The organism is Bartonella sp. MR100HLJHH (genome assembly GCF_042194215.1).
In the GTDB taxonomy this organism is placed as follows: Bacteria; Pseudomonadota; Alphaproteobacteria; order Rhizobiales; family Rhizobiaceae; genus Bartonella; species Bartonella grahamii.
Window position 1 is genome coordinate 185,610 of sequence record NZ_JBHIMR010000001.1, and the last position, 24,246, is coordinate 209,855.

Genomic DNA, 24,246 nt, shown 5'->3' on the forward strand with positions numbered 1-24,246 from the left:
ACAATTATGCACCTAAAAACAACTATAATTCGTGTCTTTTTCATTATTTGATTTATTACTTTTTGGAATGATTTAGATTATAAAAGTTTTTCTCTTAATTTAAAGGAATTGTTTTATGGAGGATTAAAGAATCATGGATCAAAATATTCCTTGTCAGTTTTTTTCGTTTGAGAACACCGCACTTGCAGTACGTTATCGCAAAGGCAGCCATTCTCTAGGTTTAGTTTGGCTTCATGGCTATCTGTCCGATATGTCAGGGGATAAGGCGATGTTGGTTGATAGTTTTGCTCAGAAGAATGATTTGTCCTGCTTACGTTTTGATTACTCTGGACATGGAGAATCTGAAGGTGATTTTTTTCAAGGAACGATTTCACGCTGGGTTAAAGAAAGTTTAGCGGTTTTTGAAAATTATTGTGAGGGGCCACAAATTTTGATTGGCACCTCTATGGGCGGGTGGATTGCGCTAAAGCTTGCTATGATGCTAGCACAGAAAAATAAGAAGCTTGCTGGCATGATATTGATTGCTCCAGCACCTGATTTTACACAAACATTGGTGGAACCAAAATTAGGCTCAGAAGAATGGAAGATTTTGGAGGAAAAAGGCTATATTGAACGACCTGCAGTTGATGATACAGAGCCAATGCCCTTTACAAAAACATTGATTGAAGATGGACGCGAAAATTGTGTTATGAAAGGATGCATTGATGTTGGGTGTCCAGTCCATATTCTACAAGGGATGGAAGATGAAGATATTCCCTATCAGCATACATTGACTTTACTTGATCATTTACCTCTCCATGATGTAACATTGACACTTGTTCGTGATGCAGGTCATCGCTTTTCTCGTCCGCAAGATTTAGATTGCCTCGAAACGGTATTGAGATCTTTTATTAATCAGATTAATGCAAAATAAGGGGTACATTTATTGATGAAGATAAAAATATATGAGCATTTCTAAACAGCATTTTATTTTTTCTGATCGCTCTGTACCTGTACGGGTGCGGGAAAATAAGTGCGCGCGCCGTCTTACCTTACGTATTGATGCGAGCGGAGAGAGGATTTGTGTAACAACACCACCAGCGATAAGTCTCTGTACGATTCAAAGTTTTATTGAAAAGCATCGGTCTTGGATTGAGGCACGTCTTGCTCGTGTACAAATCTCTCATGAAAATGCTTATCTCAAAGAGGGGGCAACGATTCCTTTATTGGGTGTTTGCCATTCCATAAAGCATAGAGAAGGACGTGGGGTGACGGAAATTATTGCAGGAGATGCAGAACAAGAACCTCAAATTATCGTTTATGGTCAATTAGAATATTTGCCAAGGCGTGTTGCTGACGTTTTGAAAAAACAAGCAGCACGTATTATAACACCTTTGGTGGCACATTATGCCCATAAAGTAGAGCGTAAAGTCAAATCAATTTGTTATAAAGATACGAGAAGTCGTTGGGGGTCTTGTTCAATAGATAAGCGTCTTTCTTTTTCTTGGCGCCTTGTTATGGCACCAAAAGAAGTTGTGGAATATGTTGTTGCTCATGAGGTTGCTCATCTTGTTGAAATGAATCACGGTCCAAGATTTTGGGCTCTTTGTGAAGAACTATGTCCTGATAGTAAAACGTATCGTGCTTGGTTGAAGGAAAATGCTCATAGATTGCACGCAATTAATTTTGATTCATATAATTTAAAGGCGTAAAAAGCTTTCCAATGAAGGCAATATTTAACGGAACTTTTTGTCGAGTGTTTTGTTGTGTGTGTACTTGCTCATGCATAATGAGGAAGCCATTGAAGCTCTCAGCACGATTGTTCTCCCCTGCTTGGTTTGCTGAGTGTCTTCAATGTTTTTGCTTTATCTTTTTTGTAATTCAGCGTAATAACCTTAAGTTCCGATAACTTATAAAAAAATGGGAAGGGGAGCTTATGCCTGTTCTTACAGATCCACTTCAGCTATTACAAAGACTTATCCGTTGTCCTTCTGTTACACCTCATGAAGCAGGGGCTTTATCAACTTTGGAGCAATTTTTGAAAAAAATGGGATTTCATGTTGAGCGCCCTATTTTTACGGATAAAAATACAGATAATGTTGAAAATCTTTATGCAAAAATGGGAAATGAAGGACCCCATCTTATGTTTGCAGGTCATACAGATGTCGTACCACCAGGCGCATTGGATGAATGGACCTATTCACCTTTTGAAGCTGTCATAGATCAGGGAAAATTATATGGGCGGGGTGCTGTTGATATGAAGGGCGGAATCGCTTGTTTTATTGCGGCGTTGGCTCGAGTTCTAGAAAAACAGTCTATTAAAGGAACAATAAGCCTTTTGATCACTGGTGACGAAGAAGGTCCTGCACTTAATGGTACGGTAAAACTTCTGAAATGGGCAGAGCAAAAAGGGGAAAAATGGACTGCAGCTCTTGTCGGAGAACCAACAAGCGTAAAAACTGTTGGGGATGTCATCAAAATTGGTCGCCGCGGATCGATTTCTGGTATCATTACCGTGAGAGGTCGCCAAGGTCATGTTGCTTTTCCTGAGCGGGCAGCCAATCCATTGCCTTTAGTAAATAAGCTTATTCAAGCATTGACACTAAAAGCCTTAGATCAAGGTACAGAAAATTTTCAACCAAGTAATTTGGAATTAACAACCATCGATACGGGGAATCCCGCGGTGAACGTTATTCCAGCGCAAACAACAATCCGTTTTAATATACGCTACAATGATCTTTGGACAAAAGAAACGCTTATGACAGAAATTGAAAAACGCCTTGCTTTGGTGCAGCCAAAAAATAAGAATGATCAATTACCCTACTATCAGCTTGAATGGATTCCAAGTTTGGGAGATGTTTTTTTGACCAAAAATGATAAACTCGTTAAAACTTTATCCAATGCTATTGAAGGTGTGACAGGGAATATACCAGAATGTTCAACTTCGGGGGGGACTTCGGATGCGCGGTTTATTAAAGATTATTGCCCAGTGGTTGAATTTGGTTTACCGGGGCAAACGATGCATATGGTGGATGAATGTGTAACGCTTGATGCGCTGGAGACTCTCACGGCTGTTTATGAACGTTTCATTGTTGATTTTTTGCGGTGAGAAGCAATTGCTTTCTCAAAAGCATCTTCACCTCAAATTGAAAACCGTAAATGTGTCACAATTGATATGATAACAGGTTAAAATCATATTGCCAGTTGGCTGATGATGTGATCAAGAAGGATGCGTCCTTTAGCCGTGGCTTTCAAACGCTGGTTTCCTACCATTTCTACCAACCCTTGTTGTTGTAAATCGATCAGTTTTTCCATTGGGATGCGTTTAGGGCTTAAGGTTTCATAGCGTATAAGTTCTAAGCCTTCGCAAAGGCGTAATCCCATAAGGAGCATTTCATTTGCCTGTTGTTCAGTGGTTAAATGTTCCGTTTCAATACAGCCATGTCCTGTTGTTTCTACCAAATTAAGCCACTGTTCGGGATGCTTTTCATTTATTGTGACATAACGTTCGCGGTTTTCAAGATGTGATGACAATGTTTTTGAACAGGCAGAGGAATGATTCGGTGCGTGCTCAATGAAACGTCCATGTGCTCCTGGACCAAAGCCTGCATATTGGTGATAGCGCCAATAAAGAAGATTGTGTGCTGATTCAGCACCGAGCATTGCATGGTTTGAGATTTCATAGGCAGGAAGTCCATGCAGTGCCGTTATTTCTTGGGTAAGATGATACAGATCTGCTGCTAACTCTGATGGGGGAAGGATAAGTCTTCCTGCATCATGAAGCCATTTAAAGGCAGTTCCTTCTTCGATCGTCAATTGATAAAGAGAAAGATGGTCCGCTGCCAAATCAATTGCTTGTACAAGTTCAGATTTCCATTGTTCAAGGGTTTGTTCGGGGCGGGCATAAATGAGATCAAAGGATAAACGTGGAAAAATTTGCCGTGCTAAAGCAATGGCACAAAGAGCTTGTTCCACATTATGGAGTCGGCCAAGTTTGCGCAATGCTTTATCATTGAGCGCTTGTATCCCTAGAGATAAGCGATTAACACCTGCTGCACGGTATCCACGAAAGCGTTCTACCTCCACACTGGATGGATTAGCTTCTAATGTAATTTCAACTTTATCATCGACTACCCATTTTTTTGCAAGTGCTTGCAATAGGGCATCGACAGTTCGCGGCTCCATAAGAGAAGGAGTTCCCCCACCAATAAAAATACTTGTAATATGGCGTGGGCCTATTTTGTGGTATTGCGTTTCTATTTCGCGCTTAAAGGCGGTGACAAAACGTGGTTGATCAACACCATGGATGCGAACATGCGAATTAAAGTCACAATAAGGACATTTAGCTGCACAAAAGGGCCAATGAATGTAAATGCCAAAAGGTTCATTCATGAGAATGCTAAAAGGTTTTCTGCCAAAAGTTTGAAAGCACGTGCGCGATGTGAAAGAGGGGGAATATCATTACATTTCCAGTTGTGTTTTTGCTCTGTTGACATTTCTCCAAAGGTATTTTCATATCCATCTGGTAAAAAAATAGGATCAAAACCAAAGCCTTTGTCGCCCCGTGGAGGCCAAAAGAATGTTCCTTCAACGCATCCGCGGAAGTAATCTGCATGAGCATCAGGCCATGCAATGCAAATGACGGATATAAAACGGCATTTTCGTTGGCTTTTTTCTCGCGCTCCGACTTTTTGGAGTTCATTTTCTATTTTTTTCATAGCTTTTGGAAAATTACGTGTGCCATCGGCTTGAATTGCCCAATCAGCGGTATAAACGCCTGGCGCACCCTCCAATGCATCTACCTCTAAGCCTGAATCATCAGAAAGGGCAGGAAGTCCTGTCTTTTTTGCTGCTGAAAAAGCCTTAATATAAGCATTTTCTTCAAATGTTTTTCCCGTTTCTTTTGGTTCTGGCAAGCCCAGTTCTTTTGCCGATTGTATTATTAAACCGAAAGGCGTAATTAAAGTAGTGATTTCATGCAATTTGCCGGTGTTATGTGTAGCAATGACAAGTTTTTTATCTGCTATGCTTCTCATATAGATTTCTCCAAAAATGAAAGGGGAACTATTTTTGTGCTAAAAACCAGCTTAAATACTCATATACACACATTCTGCTTAATTTTACATGATATGATTATTTTACACGTTTTATGATATTTTATTCCAATAAAATTTTTTATCTTGTATAAAGATAACCTTGCAAAGATATGAAGGACATGTCTTTTTTATAATAGCATTTTTATGGTAAATTTCCAATTTCCGGCTTGCTCTAAAGGGTGAAATTTTTTATTTACAGCGGTTTTTAAACAATCCAGATTCTCTTGGAAAGTCTCTACAGTAGACCACTTTATAGATCAACTCTTAATCTTAAATATTTTTCACACACTCTAACAAAAAATACCTCCTGCGTAATTTATCAATCATCATTCTGAAAGGTAGCATTTTACGGCTCAATAGGATAATATGCTTTTATACTACTTTAGACTATTTGACCAAACCTTGGCAAAACTTATATAAGAGATGAGGATTTTAAAAGTAGTGAAACAATTGTGATGAAGCACAAAACTATTGATAATGAACTAAAATATCTTGATGAACGTTCACGTGATATTTTTCGCCATATTGTTGAAGCTTATCTTAATGATGGTGAACCTGTAGGGTCACGCAATCTTTCACGGCTTTTACGACAGACATTATCGCCTGCGACGATTCGCAATGTGATGAGTGATCTTGAACATCTCGGTTTGATTTATGCACCACATGTTTCTGCGGGACGAATGCCGACACAATCAGGTTTACGCTTTTTTGTGGATGCATTTATGGAAGCAGGTGATTTGCCAAACGAAGAGCGAGAAAATATTGAAATGCAAGTCAAAGAGGCTGGTCATGCACAATCGGTTGAACATTTTCTTGTTCAAGCAAGCCGAGTTCTTTCAGATCTTTCACGTGGGGCAGGGCTTGTTTTAGCAACAAAACAAGAAGGAACATTGAAACATATTGAATTTGTGCGCCTTGATAGGGAGCACGCTCTTGCCGTTTTGGTGACTCAACAAGGTGAAGTTGAAAATCGTATTGTTCATTTGCCAGAGGGGGTTACCCATGCACAACTGACGGAGGCAACGAATTTTCTCAATGCTCATATTCAGGGGCGAACATTGAGTGAAGCTAAAGAGGAAATTGCACGTTTATGCTCAGAAACACGGGCTGCACTTGATGATTTATCGCATCATCTTGTTGAAACGGGATTAGCTCTTTGGGGAGGAGAAGGTGCTGATCATAAAATACACCTCATTGTTCGCGGGCGTAGCAATTTACTTGAAGATGTGAAAGCAGAAGAAGATTTAGAACGATTACGCCATTTGTTTGATGATCTTGAAACGCGTGAGAGTATGGCACAGCTTCTCGATTTAACGGATGAAGGTTCTGGGGTTCGAATTTTTATTGGTTCAGAAAATAAGTTATTTTCACTTTCTGGTTCTTCTTTAGTTGTAGCACCTTATCGTGATTCACAACAAAGAGTCATTGGTGCTTTAGGCGTTATTGGTCCTACACGGCTTAATTATGCAAGGATTGTGCCCATGGTTGATTATACAGCTCAACTTGTGTCACAGTTATTGCGTTAAAACGATGCAGGTAAGTATTTGTACTATAGAAGCTCATTGTATTATATACATCGATACCCCTTGATTTTTGTCTGTAGAATTTCGATATCGAGAATAACGAATCTTATGAAGGAATAAAATTTTTATGTCTGATGAAAAAAACAAATTTACTGACGCTTCATTTGAAAATTGTGATTTAAAAAATCCAGCTGATCGTAATACACTTAAACAGGCAGCCGATGAATTTTTAAAAACACATAAAACAGAGGAACACGAAGACGTTGAAAAAGAAAGCAATGAGGTTAGTGATCTTTTAGCGTCTTTGCAGGATGAAAATAAAGAACTGAAAGATCAGCTTTTACGTCTTGTTGCAGATATGGAAAATCTTCGACGCCGTACTATGCGAGATGTGGCGGATGCAAAGGCTTATTCCATTGCTAATTTTGCACGGGATATGTTATCGGTTTCTGACAATCTCAATCGTGCTTTGGAAGCTATTCCAGAAGGGGCGCGGGAAAGTGATGCTGGTTTGAAATCATTGGCAGAAGGTGTTGAAATGACTGAACGTGCCATGATGGCAGCATTAGAACGTCATGGGGTGCAAAAAATCCATCCAGAGGGGCAAAAATTTGATCCTCATTTTCATCAAGCGATGTTTGAAATTCCTAATGCCGATGTTCCAGATAATACTGTTCAACAAGTTGTTCAGGCAGGCTATATTATCGGGGAAAGGGTGTTACGTCCAGCTATAGTTGGTGTAGCCAAAGGAGGAGCAAAAGAAGCTTCTGTTGAAACTGATTCTGCTTAAAACACATCAATAATAAATCTCCAACATAAAATGCAGTATTCCCTGCAATTACACATATATGAGGTCTTTTCTCAAAGAGTTTTTAAAGGGTGTTATAAACACCCTTTTATCTTTGAAGTGCCCAACTTCCTTTTATAAGATACACGGCCTCGCTTGAGGGAGATGACGATGAAAATAAAACAAAGTGATCGACCTCAAAAGGAGGAAATGAAAAATTCCTTCGAAAGAACAGATAAGGAACAAGGTCTTCAGGTTTAGTATCAAGCAGTCGCGCAATAGTAATATGTGGAGTAAATTCTCTTTCATCAGGTGTTAGACCTAAATGGCTACGGATAGATTGCATCTTTTCGTGTAGAAGATTGAGAGCTTTACAAGGTTTAATGCGAATAACAAGAGAGGGGGCAGTATTTTCTGAACCAAAAATATCAAAACCATCTATTTGTAGCATAAAAGGAGAGAGCTTTATTGTATCAAAGGCGTGCATAAGTGCATCTGCGGTAGCACTTTCAACTTCACCGAAAAAAGATAAGGTGACGTGAAAATTTTGCGGGTTGATCCATTGCGCTTTTGGTAAGCCATTTTGCAACGATACAAGTTGTTGTGTTGTTTGTTGAGGAATCTGAAGGGCACTAAATAGACGACCCATAATATTATCTCCTTATAATGAAAGAGGCTATCCAAAGCGCAATATAGATAATAAGGGCGAGGCATGTACCATAGAAAATAAGGCAATAGTATTGAAAAAGAATGTCTAAAAAATGCTTACTATAATTATGAGCGTACAAAGCTTATTCGTTTTAAAAAATGGTTATGATATCGATAAGAATTGCGTTTTCATGAGCTGTATCACAATGATGTGCAATGGAAGATTCCTTGTGTATTATAAAGACTACAAATTTAGCAGAAAATAAGAAAAGTTGATAGATTTTTGATGTGCTAAATTATTTTGACATCTATCTTTAGCTTAAAATAAAGCATATTCTAATACAAGGTGAAGAGTTCTCTTTTTCTGTAAAGATTTAATTATACGATTAAGTCGGGTAATAGCCGTAATACGCAAAACTATTCAAATTGATCAAATAATGTTAGGAAAGGAAGGAAAAACTCCAGTATAATAAAATTACTATAAGCTTTTACATTTATGATAATTATGCTAATCCATAATGGATATGAATATTGGTATAAAAGTGGGAAGAGAAATTAAAATTCAAAATAATGATGGAAAGTTCCTATTTTCTAAGAATCATCATCCTTATTTATGGTGAGAAAGCGCTAGTTTTCTTCTCCAAAGTTGTTATTGATAAGCTTTTCAAGAGCATTAAGAGCATCTGTTGCTTCTGGTCCTGAAACACGAATGGTGAGGTTGCAACCGGATGAAGCCGCTAGCATCATAAGTCCCATAATTGATGATCCACCAACGATTTTTCCATCCTTTTCAACTTCAACAGTAACATTAAAATTGTCAACAGTTTGTACAAATTTTGCAGAAGCACGTGCATGCAAGCCACGTTTATTACAGATATTGAAATGACGACTTATACATGGGAGGGTATCTTTGGAAAACATTGGTATTTTATTATCCGCTATAAAATCATACTTGGTACATTAATATATTTACGCCCTGCTTCTTGTGCTATTCTTAACGCGTCTGATAATGAAATATCAGGACATTTGCGAATAGAAATCAGTTTAATAAGCATGGGCAAATTAACACCCGCAATCATTTCAACGCGTCCTTTTTCAATAGCAGGAACAGCTATATTCGATGGTGTTCCACCGAACACATCTGTTAATATGATTACGCCATGATCCGTATCTGTATCGGTTACTGCGGCTATAACATCACCTCGGCGCTGATCTATATCGTCATCGGGATAAACGCATATTGTTGCGAACTTTTCTTGTACTCCAACAACATGTTCCACGGCATGTAAAAATTCGACAGCCAGCTCACCGTGCGTTACAAGCACGAGTCCAATCATTTACGCAAACTCCTGTTAACTAATAAGATCCGACCATATTGGTGGGAAACACATTTTACAAGGCTTTGTCTTGCTGCCAAGAAAAATTTGCAAAAAAAAGGCAAAAATAGTGATTTTTTTATCTTTAGAAAAAAATTAGACAGATTTTTGCCATATTTTTCTAAACAAAAATGCTTCAATAGCTTGACAAATGGCTGTACAATCGGCTTCACGAAGAGAGGGAAGTTTTAAAAGAGGAATGTGCAAATTTTCAAATTGAAAAGTTTTATTTGTGGAAAAACGTTCATATTCCGGACCGAGAAAAATAACACAATCGATAGTTGTGTGCTTTTCAAATTCTATCATATAAAGACCAACGCCACGAATCTCGATACCGCCCTCTAAATTATCAGGAGTGTATCCGTGAAGCTTTCCATTTTCCGCACGCAACATTGTATAATCATCACTAATAAGCTTCGCTTCACGTTTTGACCACTCAGCACGGTCGAGCAAAGAAAGGGTAAGGGTTGATTTTCCTGATCCCGATGGACCTATAATTAACAGCCCCTTGCCGCCTAATTGAAGGCAATTTGCGTGGAGTATTTCACATTTTGTTTTCATGTCTTTTACTTTGGATAAAAGATTTATTTAGCGAGGGGAAGCATAATAATAAAACGTGCACCAGTTTTACACTTTCCAAGTGTAGGATCAATAATATTTTCGGCTGTAATTGTCCCATTATGAGCCTCGATGATTTGCCGACTAATAGAAAGGCCAAGTCCAGAGTTTTGTCCAAAAGCATCTTCGTTTGGTCGATCTGTATAAAAACGCTCAAAAATGCGTTCAATATTTTCTGAACGAATACCTGGGCCATTATCTTCAATGGTTAAAATAAGGGTTGAAGCATGACTTTTCATAGTAATGCAAATTTTGCCACGATTCCGAGGAATAAAAGAACGTGCATTTTCAAGAAGGTTTGAAATCACTTGCCCTAAACGGAGTTCATGTCCCAATACAAGATAGGCTTTTCCATGAGGACGTGGGACAATATTAAGGCTTATGTCAATGGTTTGCGTATTACGATACACTTCCTGAACAGCATGAACAAGACTTTCCAAAAGCGGTGTCATATCAACAATCTCTGCGGTTTCTCGTGCAAGCTCTGCATCGAGCCGCGATGCATCAGAAATATCTGTAATCAACCGATCAAGACGGCGCACATCATGTTGAATAATTTCAAGCAATTTCTCTTGTGCTTCTTCATTTTTAGCCAGAGGGAGCGTTTCAACAGCACTGCGTAGAGAGGTGAGAGGATTTTTTAATTCGTGGCTTACATCAGCAGCAAAGCGTTCAATGGCTTCAATACGCATATAAAGGGCATTAGTCATATCACGAATAGAGGTTGAAAGGTGACCAATTTCATCTTCACGCATTGAAAAATCAGGAATTTCTACACGCTGATTATTGCCATTACGCACTCGATTAGCCGAGGCAGATAATTTACTTAATGGATGGGCAATCGTATGGGCCAAAAAGAGAGAAAGAACCAAAAGTACGCTGCCTACAACGGCAAAAACTTTAAAGATAACCAGTCTTTCACCTTTTACAATGTTATCAATATCAGAACCAGTGGTTGAAAGAAGAAGAGCTCCAACCACTGCGCGATAGCGTTGCACAGGAACGGCAACAGAAACAATTAATTGACCTTGTCTGTTGCGTCTTTTAGCCGTAGCAAGAGATCCGTTTAATGCGCGGTACACTTCTGGATAAGCAATACCACTGGTTTTTGTTTGTTCTCTGTCAAGAGCAATACCTTTGCCATAAAATGTGCTTGAATACCATGAAGTAAGGCGATCCCACATGCTTTGTTCTGTTTTAAGTGGGGGTAAATCATAACTAAAAACTTCTCCACTAGAATAAAGAACGCGCGAATCAAGAAGGAGAGTAGCATCACGATCATAGATACGTGCTCTTGTCGTTTTAGGTGTGATGAGACGCCGTAAAAGAGGGGCAACTTGCTCAGGGTTAATAGGGAAATCCCAAGAATCGGTTGATTGAGGGGCGGGTGTAACGCTTTCACCAGTCTGTAACTCTAAGAGTTTTTGGGGATCAATGAGGATAGAATTTGTATCTACTGTTGCAGAAGCAGCAATAGCCCCAGCAATAATTTTTCCTTGGGTACATAAACTTTTAATTTTTGCTTCAATTAAACCATCGCGAAATTGGTTAAGGTATAAAATGCCTGTAACTAAAATGGCAAGGGCAGCAATGTTTAATATAACAATGCGACGTGTGAGGCTGGAAAAAAGCAATTGTCTAAAGAGACGTTGTGTTCGGAGATGCAAACGGGCAAACATAAGAAATGGCGTTGAGGATGTACCATTAACGGTTGTTTTTTGTAAAGTTTCCAGTTGAGAATTGTCTGTCATCGATTTGATTGCCGTTCAAATTTTTGCGACAAAGTAGTTTTATACCTCGTGGAAACGATAACCTACACCATAAAGTGTTTCAATCATTGCAAAATCATCATCCACTTGTTTAAACTTTTTACGCAGACGTTTAATGTGACTATCAATGGTGCGATCATCTACGTAGACTTGATCACTATAGGCAGCATCCATTAAAGCATCACGACTTTTTACAACTCCTGGTCTTTGTGCTAAGGTTTGCAGAATCAAAAACTCCGTAACGGTTAAAATAACAGGTTTATCTTTCCATGTACAGGTGTGGCGTTCTTGATCCATCACAAGATCTCCACGTTTGAGAGAAGAGGTGGAAGAAGTTCCTGTAGAAAGTGGTTGGTTACGTGCATTAGAACGGCGCAAAATAGCTTTCACGCGTTCAATGAGAAGACGTTGGGAGAAAGGTTTAGTAATAAAATCATCAGCTCCCATTTTGAGACCAAATAATTCATCAATTTCATCATCTTTAGAGGTAAGAAAAATAACTGGAAGATCAGATTTTTGACGTAAACGACGCAAGAGTTCCATCCCATCCATTCGGGGCATTTTAATATCAAAAATAGCTAAGTGTGGAGGGTGAAGTGTAAGACCCTTGAGTGCGGATGCTCCATCTGTATAGCTTTCAACTCGATAGCCTTCTGTCTCAAGCGCAAAAGATAAAGACGTCAAAATATTGCGATCATCATCAACAAGTACAATCGTTTGTGTGATTGTTGGTGTATCTTTCATGGTTTCTTAGACCTTTCTATTGCTGTGGTAGCAAATTACCCACACTTATTTATATGGGAGTTCATATTTTTTTTGCAAAACAAATATGATACAAATTGTAGCAAAGTAAAAAACCTTTTGTCATTACTGTAAAATCTTGTTTTGCTTTCATAATTTATAATGTTTCTACGTCTATTAAGATCCCTTCGTTTGAGAGAAAATTTTCATAAAGGCTTTTTTTATCAAGGTTTATTACAAAGTTTATTATTGTATTTGTCCCATAATTGAACAGGTATAGTTTTGATTGTTGAAGTTTAGAAAATCTGCCTATGTGTTTTAAGAGCAAAGAAAAGAATGTGGCAATATATGCACAAAAATTTGTTTCTGCTACACGAAAGGAGGTTGTAATGGGATTTTTTAATTTTATTAAAACTGTAGGGGAAAAGTTAGGTATTGGGGACCATGAACCAAAAGAAAAAGATTTTAAGACAGCATTTGATCATTTTCAACTCGGTACAGAAAAAGTAAATATTCAAGTTGAAGACGGTAAAGCTATTTTAAGCGGTGAAGTTCCAGACAGGGAAACACTTGAAAAAGCACTGCTGGTTGTTGGCAATTCACAAGGTATCTCTTCTGTAGATGTTGATCAATTAAAGGTTATAGATACAACGCCCAGAAAACCTTCTCGCTTTTATGAGGTTAAATCTGGTGATAATCTTTGGAAAATTGCTGAAGAGGTTTATGGAAAAGGGCAAGGTAATAAAAACACGTTTATTTTTGAAGCCAATAAGCCAATGCTAAAATCTCCCGATAAAATTTATCCTGGACAAGTTTTACGTATTCCTGAAATTGACCATAGTTAATTCATCAAAGGGGAGAATTTTTTACTGATGGCATTAAACAAAAAATAAAGAAGCGTACAAAAATTTCACGCTTCTTCATTTTAAGAGTGTGTATTATAAAAAAGGAGCTTAGTGGCTAGGAGAGGATTTAGAAGGTGATGGTGCTTTCATAGCGTTTACAGAGAAATCAACATCAATCGTTCCTGCTTTCTCAAATGTCAATTTTGCGCTAATTTTATCACCTAACTTGAATGGTTGTGAAAGCCCCATAAACATAATATGATCACCGCCAGGCTTAAGCGTGATTTCGCCATTTCCCGGAATTTCAATGCCATTGTGCATTTTTTCCATTTTCATAATATCATTAACGACAGCCATAGAGTGTATCTCTGTTTTTTTTACTCCGTTTGTGGAAATAGAAACCAAACGGTCTGGGGTATTGCTGTGATTAATAATGTAGAGATAACCGCTACCAACTCTTATACCTCTAAGTGTTTCGCGTGTCCAAGGATTGAGAATTTCTATGTCGCCAAGTTGATATTGCTGAGCACCTGCAGGCAGGGTTATACCAGCAAAGAGAAGAGCACACACGATATTTATGATAACCTTTTTGTATGGATATTGTGTATTTATTATATTCTTAAAGATAAGATTTGTTATTTTCTTAATAATAGATGTCATCATTGATTTACCCTCCTTCATAAGATTCACACTTTGAATAACTTTTCATTTTAGCAGAGCTTTTATTTAAAATAAAAGAAAGAAATGCTAAAATGAAATTGATTTGAATATGAGAATAAAAATCATAGAATTCTTTGATTTTAAAGGAAGACAATAAGGTTTACAATGACAACACACCTCTTAACGCTTCCGTGTTCATCTCATAATAGTGTTTGTAAATGGTATAAAATCTATGATGCACTACTATTTTACTTAATAAATATATAACACAGAGCAATCATCAACTACTTTACCAATTTTTAATATTACGAAAGCTCTTGGTATTTTAAAGCATTTATACAGAGGCATTTTTATATATTTTCAAGTTCAAAATTATACAGTTAAGAAAAAACGCTTTAGGTGAGTTTAAAACACATCTTTCAAATAGCAGTAAACAATGAGACCGTTAAAAGGAGAATTTTTGAAAGGAGATCGATAGATAATACCTCTACTGATATGAGCATTAGATATGATGACTATTTTAGTCCAAGGAAAATTTATAATATTCGTGATATAAATTATTCGCCTTTTAAAAAGCTTTTACGTGAGTATCATTTTATTAATGATGAGAAGATCAAGAGCGAGAGTGCAATCACTCTTTTGTTTTTTTAATTTTTATAGAAAGATATATTTATTGAGAATTGCAAGAAAAATATATTATGATCTCAAGTTTCTCATAAATATGGTATTTATGGGTCATTAAAGCGCCTATTTTAAAATAAATTTTTTATTTTGGAGATGTTTCTCTCATTATTCTCTTGTAGCAATAAAAGCCTGTTCTTATATACGAGGCAGCAAGGCTTATTGCGACTTGCAATTTTTTATTATTTTATGTTGCTTGAAGCAATGTATGGGCTTTGAGTGTTATGAGGAGCTGTCTTAAAAAGATGCTTTATGAAGGTTGAGGTAGCTTGCTGAATGGAGATTATAATATGGCAAAAGTAATTGGTATTGATTTGGGGACAACGAACTCTTGTGTGGCTGTTATGGATGGCAAAAACGCAAAGGTTATCGAGAACTCAGAAGGAGCACGAACAACACCTTCCGTTGTTGCCTTTACTGATGGGGGAGAGCGGCTTGTTGGACAGCCTGCTAAACGGCAGGCGGTAACAAATCCCGAAGGGACAGTTTTTGCAGTTAAACGTTTGATAGGGCGTCGTTTTGATGATCCTATGGTTGAAAAAGATAAAGCACTTGTGCCTTATAAAATTGTTAAAGGTGACAATGGTGATGCATGGGTTGAAGAAGCGGGTAAGAAATATTCTCCATCGCAAATTTCAGCTATGATTTTGCAAAAGATGAAGGAAACAGCAGAATCTTATCTGGGTGAAAAAGTTGAACAAGCGGTTATTACTGTTCCTGCTTATTTTAATGATGCGCAACGTCAAGCGACTAAAGATGCGGGTAAAATTGCTGGACTTGAAGTTTTACGGATTATTAATGAGCCCACTGCTGCTGCTTTAGCTTATGGTTTGGACAAAAAAGACGGAAAGACAATTGCTGTTTACGACCTTGGTGGTGGTACATTTGATATTTCAGTACTTGAAATTGGAGATGGCGTTTTTGAAGTTAAATCAACCAATGGAGATACGTTTTTAGGGGGTGAAGACTTTGATATGCGCTTGGTCGGTTATTTTGCCGATGAGTTTAAGAAAGAGCAAGGAATTGATCTGAAAAATGATAAATTAGCTTTACAGCGCTTAAAAGAAGCGGCAGAAAAAGCAAAAATTGAGCTTTCTTCGTCACAGCAAACAGAAATCAATTTACCATTTATCACGGCAGATCAATCAGGTCCCAAGCACTTAACAATGAAATTGACTCGGGCAAAATTTGAATCTCTGGTTGACGATTTAGTGCAGCGCACCATCGAGCCTTGTAAAGCTGCGTTAAAAGATGCTGGATTAAAGGCCGGTGAGATTGACGAAGTTGTTTTAGTGGGTGGTATGACACGTATGCCCAAGATTCAGCAAGTCGTGCAAAGCTTCTTTGGTAAGGATCCACACAAAGGCGTTAATCCTGATGAAGTTGTTGCAATGGGTGCTGCCATTCAAGGGGGTGTATTGCAAGGCGATGTCAAAGACGTTTTGCTTCTAGATGTAACACCTTTATCCTTGGGGATCGAAACCTTGGGTGGTGTTTTCACACGTCTCATTGAGCGTAATACCACTATCCCAACAAAAAAATCTCAAGTTTTTTCAACAGCTGATGATAACCAGAGTGCTGTGACCATTCGTGTTTTCCAAGGTGAACGGGAAATGGCGAGCGATAATAAGTTATTGGCTCAATTTGATCTTGTTGGTATTCCTCCAGCACCACGTGGTATACCTCAAATTGAAGTTACTTTTGATATTGATGCGAATGGTATTGTTAATGTTTCGGCCAAAGATAAGGGAACTGGTAAAGAGCATCAAATTCGTATTCAGGCATCAGGTGGTTTAAGTGATGCTGATATTGAAAAAATGGTACAGGATGCGGAAGAGCATGCAGCTGAGGATAAAAAACGCCGTGAAGGTGTTGAAGCCAGAAATCAAGCGGAAGCTCTTATTCATTCAACTGAAAAGTCACTCAGTGAATATGGCGATAAAGTATCAGCTGAAGAAAAAGGACAGATTGAAACAGCAATATCTGATTTGAAATCTGCGCTTGAAGGCAGTGATACTGAAGAAGTAACAACAAAGATGCAAAAATTAGCTGAAGTCAGTATGAAGCTTGGACAGGCTATGTATGAAGCCTCACAAGCAGCGGGCGCTGACACTGAAACAGATGCAAAGAATGATGATGTTGTTGATGCTGATTTTGAAGAAGTTAATGATAAGAAGAAATAGTGTCAGCATGTGTGTTGATTAATTTATAAACCCGGCCTTTGAAATATAAGGCTGGGCTTTATTATTTGAGTGAGTTGCAACTTTGTTGCTAAAAATATAAATTAAAAGCAATCTTATCCATAAGATGGATGACAGAGAAATTATCAGGAATACATGATGAAGGTTGACTATTATGAAATTCTTGGCGTGACTCGTGAATGTGATGATAAAAAGTTGAAATCTGCTTTTCGTAAGTTGGCAATGCAATATCATCCTGATCGCAACGCCGGGGATAAAGAGGCAGAGCGAAAATTCAAAGAAATTGGCGAAGCCTACGAAGTCCTCAAAGATCCCCAAAAGCGTGCTGCTTATGATCGATTTGGTCATGCGGCTTTTGAAAATAGCGGTAGTCAAGGAGGAGCAAATCCCTTTGGAGGTTTTGCTGCTGGTGGTGGATTTGCTGATATTTTTGAAGATTTTTTTGGCGAAATTATGGGAGGTGCGCACCGTAAGCGTGGTGATGGTCGCGAACGTGGTGCAGATCTGAGTTATAATATGGAAATAACCTTAGAAGAGGTATTTTCAGGAAAAACTGCAGAAATTACTATTCCCAGTTCCGTTACGTGCGATGTTTGTGAAGGATCAGGAGCGAGAAAGGGTTCTAAGCCGCAAGTTTGTGGAACATGTCATGGATCTGGTCGTGTGCGTGCTGCACAAGGTTTCTTTTCTATTGAGCGAACATGTCCTTCATGTCATGGACGTGGTGAAACTATTACGGATCCATGCCCAAAATGTCAGGGGACACGACGCATAGAGAAAAAACGTTCATTGAGCGTGAATGTTCCAGCTGGTATTGAAGATGGAACGCGTATTCGCCTTTCTGGTGAGGGTGATGCTGGTATTCGTGGTGGCCCCAATGGTGATCTTTATATTTTCCTTTCCGTTAAACCGCATGAGTTTTTTCAGCGAGAAGGAGCAGATCTTCACTGTCGCGTTCCTATTTCAATGGTAACAGCTGCTTTAGGAGGAGAGTTTGAAGTTTCCGATCTTGATGGTGTTAAAGCACGTGTTAAGATCCCAGAAGGGACACAAAATGGACGTCAATTCCGCCTTAAGGGTAAGGGTATGCCCATGTTGCGTCGGCAGCAAGCAAGGGGTGACCTTTACATCCATATCACGATTGAGACACCACAAAAATTAACGCAAGAACAACGTGAACTATTGCAAAAATTTGAAAAACTTTCAAATCATGAGAATTCACCGCAATCACATGGCTTTTTTTCACGTATGAAGGAATTTTTTGAAAATATTTCTGGTTAAATATGTGAATGTTCTCAGAATAGATTAGAAAAAACTTTTGGAAGGTTATTTTAATTAAGCTTTCTATAGTCTTATTCATCTGTGAAAAGCATTTTTTTCTTGAAAAGAAAAGAGAGAAACGATTAATTTAGGGTAAGTAAGTGCCTGCCGCTGATAGTTTTTTACATTTCACGAGTTTTATGGATAAGTCTTATTTTTGAGTATCTATGATATTTTAAAAAGGGCTTATCCATACAAGAAGAACGCAATTGAGTGACTAATTTCCAGTGTCATGATAACTGCCTTTATGCATTCAGCATTTTTTGTATTTATTGTTTTACTCAAAATGTCTTTTTAAAAGCCCTATACTAAAACTGTCAAATAGGTAGTAGCCTATCAAGAAGTAGCTAAATAAGCTGTTAGACAATCCATCTTTTTCAAATAAAATATCAATTCCTCATAACCAATTTTATTTTTGGCATTTTTGATAGTCTTAAAAATTGCTTGGATAAGGTTACAGAGCTAAGTCAATCTACTTCTTATCTTGGTGATCTGTTAATTTTATTATTATTTTATTATTATAAGAAAATTTTGTTTTTATCTTACAAAATCAATGGTTGTATATATTCTTATTCATTGTTAAGTATCCATAAGCATAAACTAACGAGTCGAATGTACGGCATAGCTTTAAAATTTTTTCAGAACTTTGCTTTTCAATTTTATACATAAAATCATAAAATAATAACGTTTTGTACGCCTGTTTTGTTTAATTTTTCGCTGTCAGTTTTTTGAGGAAGTTGTTTTCTTGTTTCATTTCGTTATTACTTTTCCTAAATTCCACTAAGAGATGGTAAAAAGTGATGAGGAGGCTCTATTAATGGATGATGCTAAAAACGGTGCTGTAGATGTTTTAGAAAAACAAGCAGCATTTCTATCGTCTGCTTTACCATATATGCAAAAATACGAAAATGAAACGGTTGTGGTAAAATATGGCGGTCATGCTATGGGTGATCCTGCCTTGGGGCGAGCATTTGCGCGTGATATTGCTCTATTAAAGCAATCGGGGATTAACCCTGTTGTTGTTCATGGTGGAGGACCTCAAATTGCTGAAATTTTGATGAAAATGGGGATTGAATCACGATTTGAAAACGGTTTACGCGTAACCGACGAGCGGATCGTTGAAGTCGTTGAAATGGTTTTGGCCGGTTCCATAAACAAAGAAATTGTCGCTCTCATCAATGCAGAGGGTGAATGGGCAATAGGATTATGTGGTAAGGACGGCAATATGGTTTTTGCCGAAAAGGCTTATAAAACTGTCATTGATCCTGATTCGAATATTGAACGTGTTTTAGATTTGGGATTTGTTGGTGAGCCTATTGAAGTTGATCGCACATTGCTGGATCTTTTAGCATGTTCTGAAATGATACCAGTTCTTGCTCCTGTGGCTCCAGGACGCGATGGAAAAACCTATAATATTAATGCTGATATTTTTGCTGGGGCTATTGCTGGTGCATTAGAAGCTAAACGCCTTTTATTTCTCACTGATGTTCCTGGTGTTTTGGATAAACAGGGCCAACTTTTAAAAGAATTGACAGTTTCTGAAGCAGAGAAACTTATCAAAAATGGGACAATTTCAGGAGGCATGATTCCAAAAGTAGAGACTTGTATAAAAGCCCTTCAAAATGGTGTGGAAGGTGTTGTCATTTTAAATGGTAAAACTCCTCATTCTGTTTTACTAGAACTGTTTACCGAACAGGGAGTTGGAACGCTTATTGTTTCATAAATTGTGCGGAAAATTGGAGGAGAAAGCCTTTCATGACAAATATAAAACAGCTTAAATATCCTTTATTAAGTAAGCCAGAATTGGCAATATTTGCTGCAACAATATTGTGGGGTATTACATTTTTAGTCATTCATATTGCGGTACGCTATAGTGGTCCCCTGTTTTTTGTTGGATTTCGTTTTATTATTGCATCTCTTATATGTGGAGCAATTTTTTGGCGCTCTATAAAAGGTATAACGGTTTATGAAGTTTTCGCTGGGATGGCGATTGGTTTAGCCATGTTTTTAGGTTATGCTTTTCAAGCAGCTGGACTTCAAACGATTATTAGTAGTCAGTCGGCTTTTATTACAGCGCTTTATGTACCGATGGTTCCAATCTTGCAATGGATTGTTTTTAAAAAACCTCCCCGTTTTGCTTGTTGGGTTGGTATTGTTTTCGCTTTTATTGGGCTTGTTCTTGTTTCAGGACAAAAGCCGGGGAATTTTGATTTTTCAAAAGGCGAAACTTTGACTTTGTTAGGCGCGTTAGCGATTGCTGGAGAAGTCATACTCATCGGAATTTTTGCCAATAAGGTTGATAGTCGGCGTGTGACCATTATTCAGTTATTTTTTAGTGGTTTTTTTTCATTTTCTTGTATGCCTTTGATGGGTGAAAGCATTCCTGAATTTTCGTGGGTATGGTTTAGTATTGGCATCGGATTGGCATTAATGAGTGCCATCATTCAATTGGCTATGAATTGGGCACAAAAGTCTATTTCTCCTACACGTGCAACACTCATTTACGCAGGTGAACCGGTATGGGCTGGTATTGTTGGGCGTTTGGCTGGAGAGCATTTATCCCCGTTAGCATTATTAGGTGGCTTGCTTATTCTGATTGGGATCATTGTGGCTGAATTACAACCTTCACAATGGCGTAAAAAAAATAAAGCAATTGAAAAAATTGATTAGCTATGCACCTTTGCTATTATGATTTTATTACATGAGATTTTTGCTTGCAAAGTTTTCATTTTTGAGGCTTTTTTAAAATATGAAGATAAGGAGGCTTTATAAGCTATTCCAGCTTTTGTATAGCAAATTGGAGTAATAATATTTATCTGTTTGCTTAACCTCTGAAACGGGAAGCCAACCTTCATTGAGTCAAAGCATGAAGTGGTAAAGACAAAAAACAACACTCATCTTTACTGTTATTGTTAAATTTAGCTTTACAATTTTCAAAAACATCCATGGTAATTTTTTTGAATAATAAAAATTACGCACCGTTGCACGTTATTCCTTTTGTTATTTCATGGGATCACGCTTTTCACGTAAAATAGAACGCCTAAAGCAGCTTCCCATAATGTTGTATATTAACGCGTTTTTTAAAAAGACAATTTTCTTAATATACATCATATTCATTGACGGTCCGCGTGAAGTATAGAAAAACCACAGAGCATCATCGTTTTACTTAAATAAAAGGCACTAGCATTTTCTTTGTCAGTTCTCAATATTACGACAGCCTTTGGCATTTAAAAGAGAGAGGCATGTTTACTCATTTCTTAAACGTTTTTATCCATATACTAGCCCTGTTTTATAATGGGGAAGCAAAAAATTTGATTGATTCACTATGAAAAGATTTAAAATGAGAAAGGCTCGAGATATTCAGAGTTTTAATTTAAATTGAAAAACAATAAACGATCATTATAAATTAATGCATTATCCAATGAATCGAAGAGGATTGGTGTTTTTTATCTTTAATGGACGGAGGAAGGAGTTGTATAAAAAGTACATAAAAAGATCACTCAATAGAGCATATTTCTAAAGTTTTAAAAATTGAGAAGAAACTCCCTCGATATTCATGTTATTTTATATAAGATTGCTAAAAAAGCAGGTTATTGCGTATAAATAAAAAAGCACTTCCTGCGAATTTTATTGCAAGCTTAAGTGATATACACGCCCATCATATAAATATTATAACATATTGATTTATAATCATAATATAGAATTATTCACATTGAATTAAAATTTTCTCACTTCAAATCGTTTTCATATTAAATCAATCCAAATCTACTTGCTTACACGTTACAAGAAGGTGGTCCATGTGGGTAAAAACTGTACAAGAAAGGCATATCTCTTATAAACTCTTTCAAGTGTAAAGGATTGTTGCAACATTGGAGGTTGGCAAAATGTGTGATGGTGCCGGTTTATCCAGCATATGAGTCATAAAATAAGATGTGAAAATATCATTTTAGTACCGTTGGATTTAATTTAGCAAATAAAAGCCTCATTTTTTAGGTTATGAAAAGTTGTGTTTTGAGAAGCTTTTTAGGTTTATATTCTTTTGATAGAAGCCGGAGCATAATTGGTCTTTGCGTTTTGTATTATTCTTTGCTAAATCGCCTTATATGACAATAGATCGTAATTATATTCGTAATTTTTCCATCGTGGCGCATATTGATCACGGCAAATCCACTTTAGCTGATCGTTTGATTCAAATAACAGGTGGACTTGATACACGTGAGATGAAAGAACAAGTACTCGATTCCATGGATATTGAGCGTGAACGTGGAATTACTATTAAAGCACAAACGGTACGTTTACACTATAAGGCAAAGAATGGTGAAACCTATATTTTAAATCTTATGGATACACCTGGTCATGTGGATTTTGCTTATGAGGTTTCGCGTTCATTGGCAGCTTGTGAAGGTTCTCTGTTGGTGGTGGATGCAAGCCAAGGTGTAGAGGCGCAGACGTTAGCAAATGTTTATCAAGCCATTGATAATTCCCATGAGTTGGTTGTTGTACTCAATAAAGTTGATCTTCCAGCAGCAGAACCTGAGCGTGTTAAAGAACAAATTGAAGATGTGATAGGCATTGATACATCTCAAGCAGTAGAAATATCAGCAAAAACAGGTTTGGGTGTTCCTGATGTTTTGGAGGCAATTGTTACACAATTACCACCTCCACATACAGGCGATGTTGCAAATCCCTTGAAAGCAATGTTGGTTGATAGCTGGTATGATGCATATCTTGGTGTCATTGTTTTGGTACGAGTGATAGATGGTATTTTAAAAAAAGGCCAAACCATTCGTATGATGGGTACGGGAGCAAAATATCCAGTTGAGCGCGTTGGGGTGTTTACACCTAAAATGGTACAAGTTGATGAGTTAGGACCAGGCGAGATTGGTTTTATCACTGCCTCTATCAAAGAAGTAGCAGATACACGGGTTGGGGATACGATTACTGAAGAGCGCCGTCCTTGTGAAAATGCTTTGCCTGGTTTTAAGCCGGCGCAACCAGTTGTATTTTGTGGTCTTTTTCCAATTGATGCTGCCGATTTTGATGATTTACGTGCAGCCATGGGCAAATTACGCTTAAATGATGCGAGTTTTTCTTTTGAAATGGAAACATCCGCGGCTTTGGGATTTGGTTTTCGCTGTGGCTTTTTGGGACTTCTTCATCTTGAAATTATTCAAGAGCGATTAGAGCGTGAGTTTAATTTGGATTTAATCGCGACTGCACCTTCGGTTGTTTATCGCATGAATATGAATGATGGTTCTGTTAAAGAGTTGCACAATCCAGCGGATATGCCTGATGTGGTTAAAATTTCTTCAATCGAAGAACCATGGATTCGGGCGACAATCATGACTCCTGATAATTATCTTGGGTCAATTTTAGAGCTATGCCAAGAGCGGCGGGGGATACAAGCTGGTTTGTCCTATGTTGGAACCCGTGCTATGGTAACGTACGATTTACCACTGAATGAAGTTGTTTTTGATTTTTATGATCGGCTAAAATCAATCTCAAAGGGTTATGCTTCTTTTGATTATCAGATGGCAGATTATGCAGAAGGGGATTTAGTTAAAATGTCTATTTTGGTAAATGGAGAGTCTATAGATGCATTGTCTATGCTTGTGCACCGCACGATTGCAGAAAAGCGCGGGCGTTCCATGTGTGAAAAGCTGAAAGATCTTATTCCCCAGCATATGTTTCAGATTCCAGTTCAAGCGGCTATTGGTGGTAAAGTTATAGCGCGCGAAACAATTCGTGCTTTGCGTAAAGATGTAACAGCGAAATGTTACGGGGGTGATGTCACGCGTAAGCGCAAACTTTTGGAAAAGCAAAAAGAAGGCAAAAAGCGGATGCGTCAATTTGGAAAAGTAGAAATTCCACAATCGGCATTTATTCAAGCACTCAAAATGAACAAATAATGAAAAAAGGAGTATTTCTCTTATTGATTGCGCTTTTGCTTTTATTAATTGATTCAGGTGCTTAAAGAACACTTTTAAATAGAATTGCGCTGT

20 protein-coding genes are annotated in these 24,246 nt (G+C 37.7%); 11 read left to right on the forward strand and 9 right to left on the reverse strand.

Annotated elements, in window-relative coordinates:
* The first annotated feature begins 133 nt into the window (after positions 1 to 133).
* From ACFIJ7_RS00735 to dapE, 3 genes are all read left to right on the forward strand, one after another.
* Positions 134 to 913, forward strand: coding sequence for an alpha/beta hydrolase (locus ACFIJ7_RS00735; protein WP_375644373.1), 780 nt, complete (start codon positions 134 to 136; stop codon positions 911 to 913).
* A 31-nt stretch (positions 914 to 944) separates the two neighbouring features.
* The gene (locus tag ACFIJ7_RS00740) at positions 945 to 1,691 is read left to right on the forward strand and encodes a M48 family metallopeptidase (RefSeq protein WP_375644374.1); all 747 of its coding nucleotides are present in this window, start codon (positions 945 to 947) and stop codon (positions 1,689 to 1,691) included.
* 224 nt (positions 1,692 to 1,915) lie between these two features.
* Positions 1,916 to 3,088 (forward strand): succinyl-diaminopimelate desuccinylase, encoded by a 1,173-nt coding sequence (gene dapE / locus ACFIJ7_RS00745; protein ID WP_375644375.1) that lies wholly within the window; start codon positions 1,916 to 1,918, stop codon positions 3,086 to 3,088.
* An 83-nt stretch (positions 3,089 to 3,171) separates the two neighbouring features.
* On the opposite strand, the gene hemW is transcribed toward dapE, so the two are convergent.
* Together hemW and rdgB are read right to left on the reverse strand one after the other, a co-directional pair.
* Positions 3,172 to 4,371, reverse strand: a complete 1,200-nt coding sequence (gene hemW, locus ACFIJ7_RS00750; protein WP_375644376.1) for a radical SAM family heme chaperone HemW — start codon at positions 4,369 to 4,371, stop codon at positions 3,172 to 3,174.
* The gene (rdgB, locus tag ACFIJ7_RS00755) at positions 4,368 to 5,015 is read right to left on the reverse strand and encodes an RdgB/HAM1 family non-canonical purine NTP pyrophosphatase (RefSeq protein ID WP_375644377.1); all 648 of its coding nucleotides are present in this window, start codon (positions 5,013 to 5,015) and stop codon (positions 4,368 to 4,370) included. The genes hemW and rdgB overlap by 4 nt, the downstream gene beginning before the upstream one ends.
* 515 nt (positions 5,016 to 5,530) lie before the next feature.
* Between rdgB and hrcA the strand changes: the two genes are divergently transcribed.
* Together hrcA and grpE are read left to right on the forward strand one after the other, a co-directional pair.
* On the forward strand, positions 5,531 to 6,601 hold the full coding sequence (gene hrcA, locus ACFIJ7_RS00760) for a heat-inducible transcriptional repressor HrcA (RefSeq protein ID WP_375635395.1): 1,071 nt from the start codon (positions 5,531 to 5,533) through the stop codon (positions 6,599 to 6,601).
* A gap of 124 nt (positions 6,602 to 6,725) precedes the next feature.
* Positions 6,726 to 7,388: a nucleotide exchange factor GrpE gene (gene grpE, locus ACFIJ7_RS00765; RefSeq protein ID WP_375635396.1), complete on the forward strand. Its 663-nt coding sequence runs from the start codon at positions 6,726 to 6,728 to the stop codon at positions 7,386 to 7,388.
* 106 nt (positions 7,389 to 7,494) lie between these two features.
* Here the strand turns inward: grpE and thpR are convergent, their stop codons facing one another.
* The 6 genes from thpR to ACFIJ7_RS00795 all read right to left on the reverse strand — a co-directional run bounded on the left by thpR (position 7,495) and on the right by ACFIJ7_RS00795 (position 12,540).
* The gene (gene thpR / locus ACFIJ7_RS00770; protein WP_375644378.1) at positions 7,495 to 8,034 is read right to left on the reverse strand and encodes an RNA 2',3'-cyclic phosphodiesterase; all 540 of its coding nucleotides are present in this window, start codon (positions 8,032 to 8,034) and stop codon (positions 7,495 to 7,497) included.
* 626 nt (positions 8,035 to 8,660) lie between these two features.
* A complete protein-coding gene (locus ACFIJ7_RS00775) occupies positions 8,661 to 8,954 on the reverse strand; it encodes an HPr family phosphocarrier protein (protein ID WP_012754483.1) in 294 nt (97 codons plus the stop codon).
* Between the two features lie 17 nt (positions 8,955 to 8,971).
* Positions 8,972 to 9,370 carry a PTS sugar transporter subunit IIA gene (locus ACFIJ7_RS00780; protein WP_375635398.1) on the reverse strand — a complete coding sequence of 133 codons (399 nt, stop codon included), beginning with the start codon at positions 9,368 to 9,370 and terminating at the stop codon, positions 8,972 to 8,974.
* A 135-nt stretch (positions 9,371 to 9,505) separates the two neighbouring features.
* The gene (locus ACFIJ7_RS00785; protein WP_273722417.1) at positions 9,506 to 9,970 is read right to left on the reverse strand and encodes an HPr kinase/phosphatase C-terminal domain-containing protein; all 465 of its coding nucleotides are present in this window, start codon (positions 9,968 to 9,970) and stop codon (positions 9,506 to 9,508) included.
* 23 nt (positions 9,971 to 9,993) lie between these two features.
* Positions 9,994 to 11,778: a stimulus-sensing domain-containing protein gene (locus ACFIJ7_RS00790; RefSeq protein ID WP_375627983.1), complete on the reverse strand. Its 1,785-nt coding sequence runs from the start codon at positions 11,776 to 11,778 to the stop codon at positions 9,994 to 9,996.
* Positions 11,779 to 11,817: 39 nt separating this feature from the next.
* A complete protein-coding gene (locus tag ACFIJ7_RS00795) occupies positions 11,818 to 12,540 on the reverse strand; it encodes a response regulator transcription factor (protein WP_005774392.1) in 723 nt (240 codons plus the stop codon).
* Positions 12,541 to 12,926: 386 nt separating this feature from the next.
* Between ACFIJ7_RS00795 and lysM the strand changes: the two genes are divergently transcribed.
* Positions 12,927 to 13,382, forward strand: a complete 456-nt coding sequence (gene lysM, locus ACFIJ7_RS00800; protein ID WP_012754487.1) for a peptidoglycan-binding protein LysM — start codon at positions 12,927 to 12,929, stop codon at positions 13,380 to 13,382.
* A 108-nt stretch (positions 13,383 to 13,490) separates the two neighbouring features.
* On the opposite strand, the gene ACFIJ7_RS00805 is transcribed toward lysM, so the two are convergent.
* On the reverse strand, positions 13,491 to 14,045 hold the full coding sequence (locus ACFIJ7_RS00805) for a copper chaperone PCu(A)C (protein WP_375635401.1): 555 nt from the start codon (positions 14,043 to 14,045) through the stop codon (positions 13,491 to 13,493).
* A gap of 968 nt (positions 14,046 to 15,013) precedes the next feature.
* Here ACFIJ7_RS00805 and dnaK point away from each other — a divergent pair.
* The 5 genes from dnaK to lepA all read left to right on the forward strand — a co-directional run bounded on the left by dnaK (position 15,014) and on the right by lepA (position 24,153).
* Positions 15,014 to 16,906, forward strand: coding sequence for a molecular chaperone DnaK (gene dnaK / locus ACFIJ7_RS00810; protein ID WP_375635402.1), 1,893 nt, complete (start codon positions 15,014 to 15,016; stop codon positions 16,904 to 16,906).
* Positions 16,907 to 17,062: 156 nt separating this feature from the next.
* Positions 17,063 to 18,205: a molecular chaperone DnaJ gene (dnaJ, locus tag ACFIJ7_RS00815; protein ID WP_012754490.1), complete on the forward strand. Its 1,143-nt coding sequence runs from the start codon at positions 17,063 to 17,065 to the stop codon at positions 18,203 to 18,205.
* Positions 18,206 to 19,061: 856 nt separating this feature from the next.
* Positions 19,062 to 19,967, forward strand: a complete 906-nt coding sequence (gene argB, locus ACFIJ7_RS00820; protein WP_012754491.1) for an acetylglutamate kinase — start codon at positions 19,062 to 19,064, stop codon at positions 19,965 to 19,967.
* 32 nt (positions 19,968 to 19,999) lie between these two features.
* Positions 20,000 to 20,914, forward strand: coding sequence for a DMT family transporter (locus ACFIJ7_RS00825; protein WP_375644379.1), 915 nt, complete (start codon positions 20,000 to 20,002; stop codon positions 20,912 to 20,914).
* 1,433 nt (positions 20,915 to 22,347) lie between these two features.
* Complete coding sequence (gene lepA / locus ACFIJ7_RS00830; RefSeq protein WP_012754493.1) at positions 22,348 to 24,153, forward strand: translation elongation factor 4; 1,806 nt, start codon at positions 22,348 to 22,350, stop codon at positions 24,151 to 24,153.
* Positions 24,154 to 24,246: the final 93 nt, after the last annotated feature.

Bases quoted from the DNA above. Each gene is read 5' to 3' on its own strand.
- dnaJ (WP_012754490.1), top strand. From the start codon at position 17,063: ATGAAGGTTGACTATTATGAAATTCTTGGCGTGACTCGTGAATGTGAT.
- grpE (WP_375635396.1), top strand. From the start codon at position 6,726: ATGTCTGATGAAAAAAACAAATTTACTGACGCTTCATTTGAAAATTGT.
- ACFIJ7_RS00740 (WP_375644374.1), top strand. From the start codon at position 945: ATGAGCATTTCTAAACAGCATTTTATTTTTTCTGATCGCTCTGTACCT.
- hrcA (WP_375635395.1), top strand. From the start codon at position 5,531: ATGAAGCACAAAACTATTGATAATGAACTAAAATATCTTGATGAACGT.
- dnaK (WP_375635402.1), top strand. From the start codon at position 15,014: ATGGCAAAAGTAATTGGTATTGATTTGGGGACAACGAACTCTTGTGTG.
- ACFIJ7_RS00775 (WP_012754483.1), bottom strand. From the start codon at position 8,954: ATGTTTTCCAAAGATACCCTCCCATGTATAAGTCGTCATTTCAATATC.
- lepA (WP_012754493.1), top strand. From the start codon at position 22,348: ATGACAATAGATCGTAATTATATTCGTAATTTTTCCATCGTGGCGCAT.
- lysM (WP_012754487.1), top strand. From the start codon at position 12,927: ATGGGATTTTTTAATTTTATTAAAACTGTAGGGGAAAAGTTAGGTATT.
- ACFIJ7_RS00785 (WP_273722417.1), bottom strand. From the start codon at position 9,970: ATGAAAACAAAATGTGAAATACTCCACGCAAATTGCCTTCAATTAGGC.
- hemW (WP_375644376.1), bottom strand. From the start codon at position 4,371: ATGAATGAACCTTTTGGCATTTACATTCATTGGCCCTTTTGTGCAGCT.
- ACFIJ7_RS00825 (WP_375644379.1), top strand. From the start codon at position 20,000: ATGACAAATATAAAACAGCTTAAATATCCTTTATTAAGTAAGCCAGAA.
- ACFIJ7_RS00735 (WP_375644373.1), top strand. From the start codon at position 134: ATGGATCAAAATATTCCTTGTCAGTTTTTTTCGTTTGAGAACACCGCA.
- dapE (WP_375644375.1), top strand. From the start codon at position 1,916: ATGCCTGTTCTTACAGATCCACTTCAGCTATTACAAAGACTTATCCGT.
- rdgB (WP_375644377.1), bottom strand. From the start codon at position 5,015: ATGAGAAGCATAGCAGATAAAAAACTTGTCATTGCTACACATAACACC.
- ACFIJ7_RS00805 (WP_375635401.1), bottom strand. From the start codon at position 14,045: ATGATGACATCTATTATTAAGAAAATAACAAATCTTATCTTTAAGAAT.
- ACFIJ7_RS00790 (WP_375627983.1), bottom strand. From the start codon at position 11,778: ATGACAGACAATTCTCAACTGGAAACTTTACAAAAAACAACCGTTAAT.
- ACFIJ7_RS00780 (WP_375635398.1), bottom strand. From the start codon at position 9,370: ATGATTGGACTCGTGCTTGTAACGCACGGTGAGCTGGCTGTCGAATTT.
- ACFIJ7_RS00795 (WP_005774392.1), bottom strand. From the start codon at position 12,540: ATGAAAGATACACCAACAATCACACAAACGATTGTACTTGTTGATGAT.
- argB (WP_012754491.1), top strand. From the start codon at position 19,062: ATGGATGATGCTAAAAACGGTGCTGTAGATGTTTTAGAAAAACAAGCA.
- thpR (WP_375644378.1), bottom strand. From the start codon at position 8,034: ATGGGTCGTCTATTTAGTGCCCTTCAGATTCCTCAACAAACAACACAA.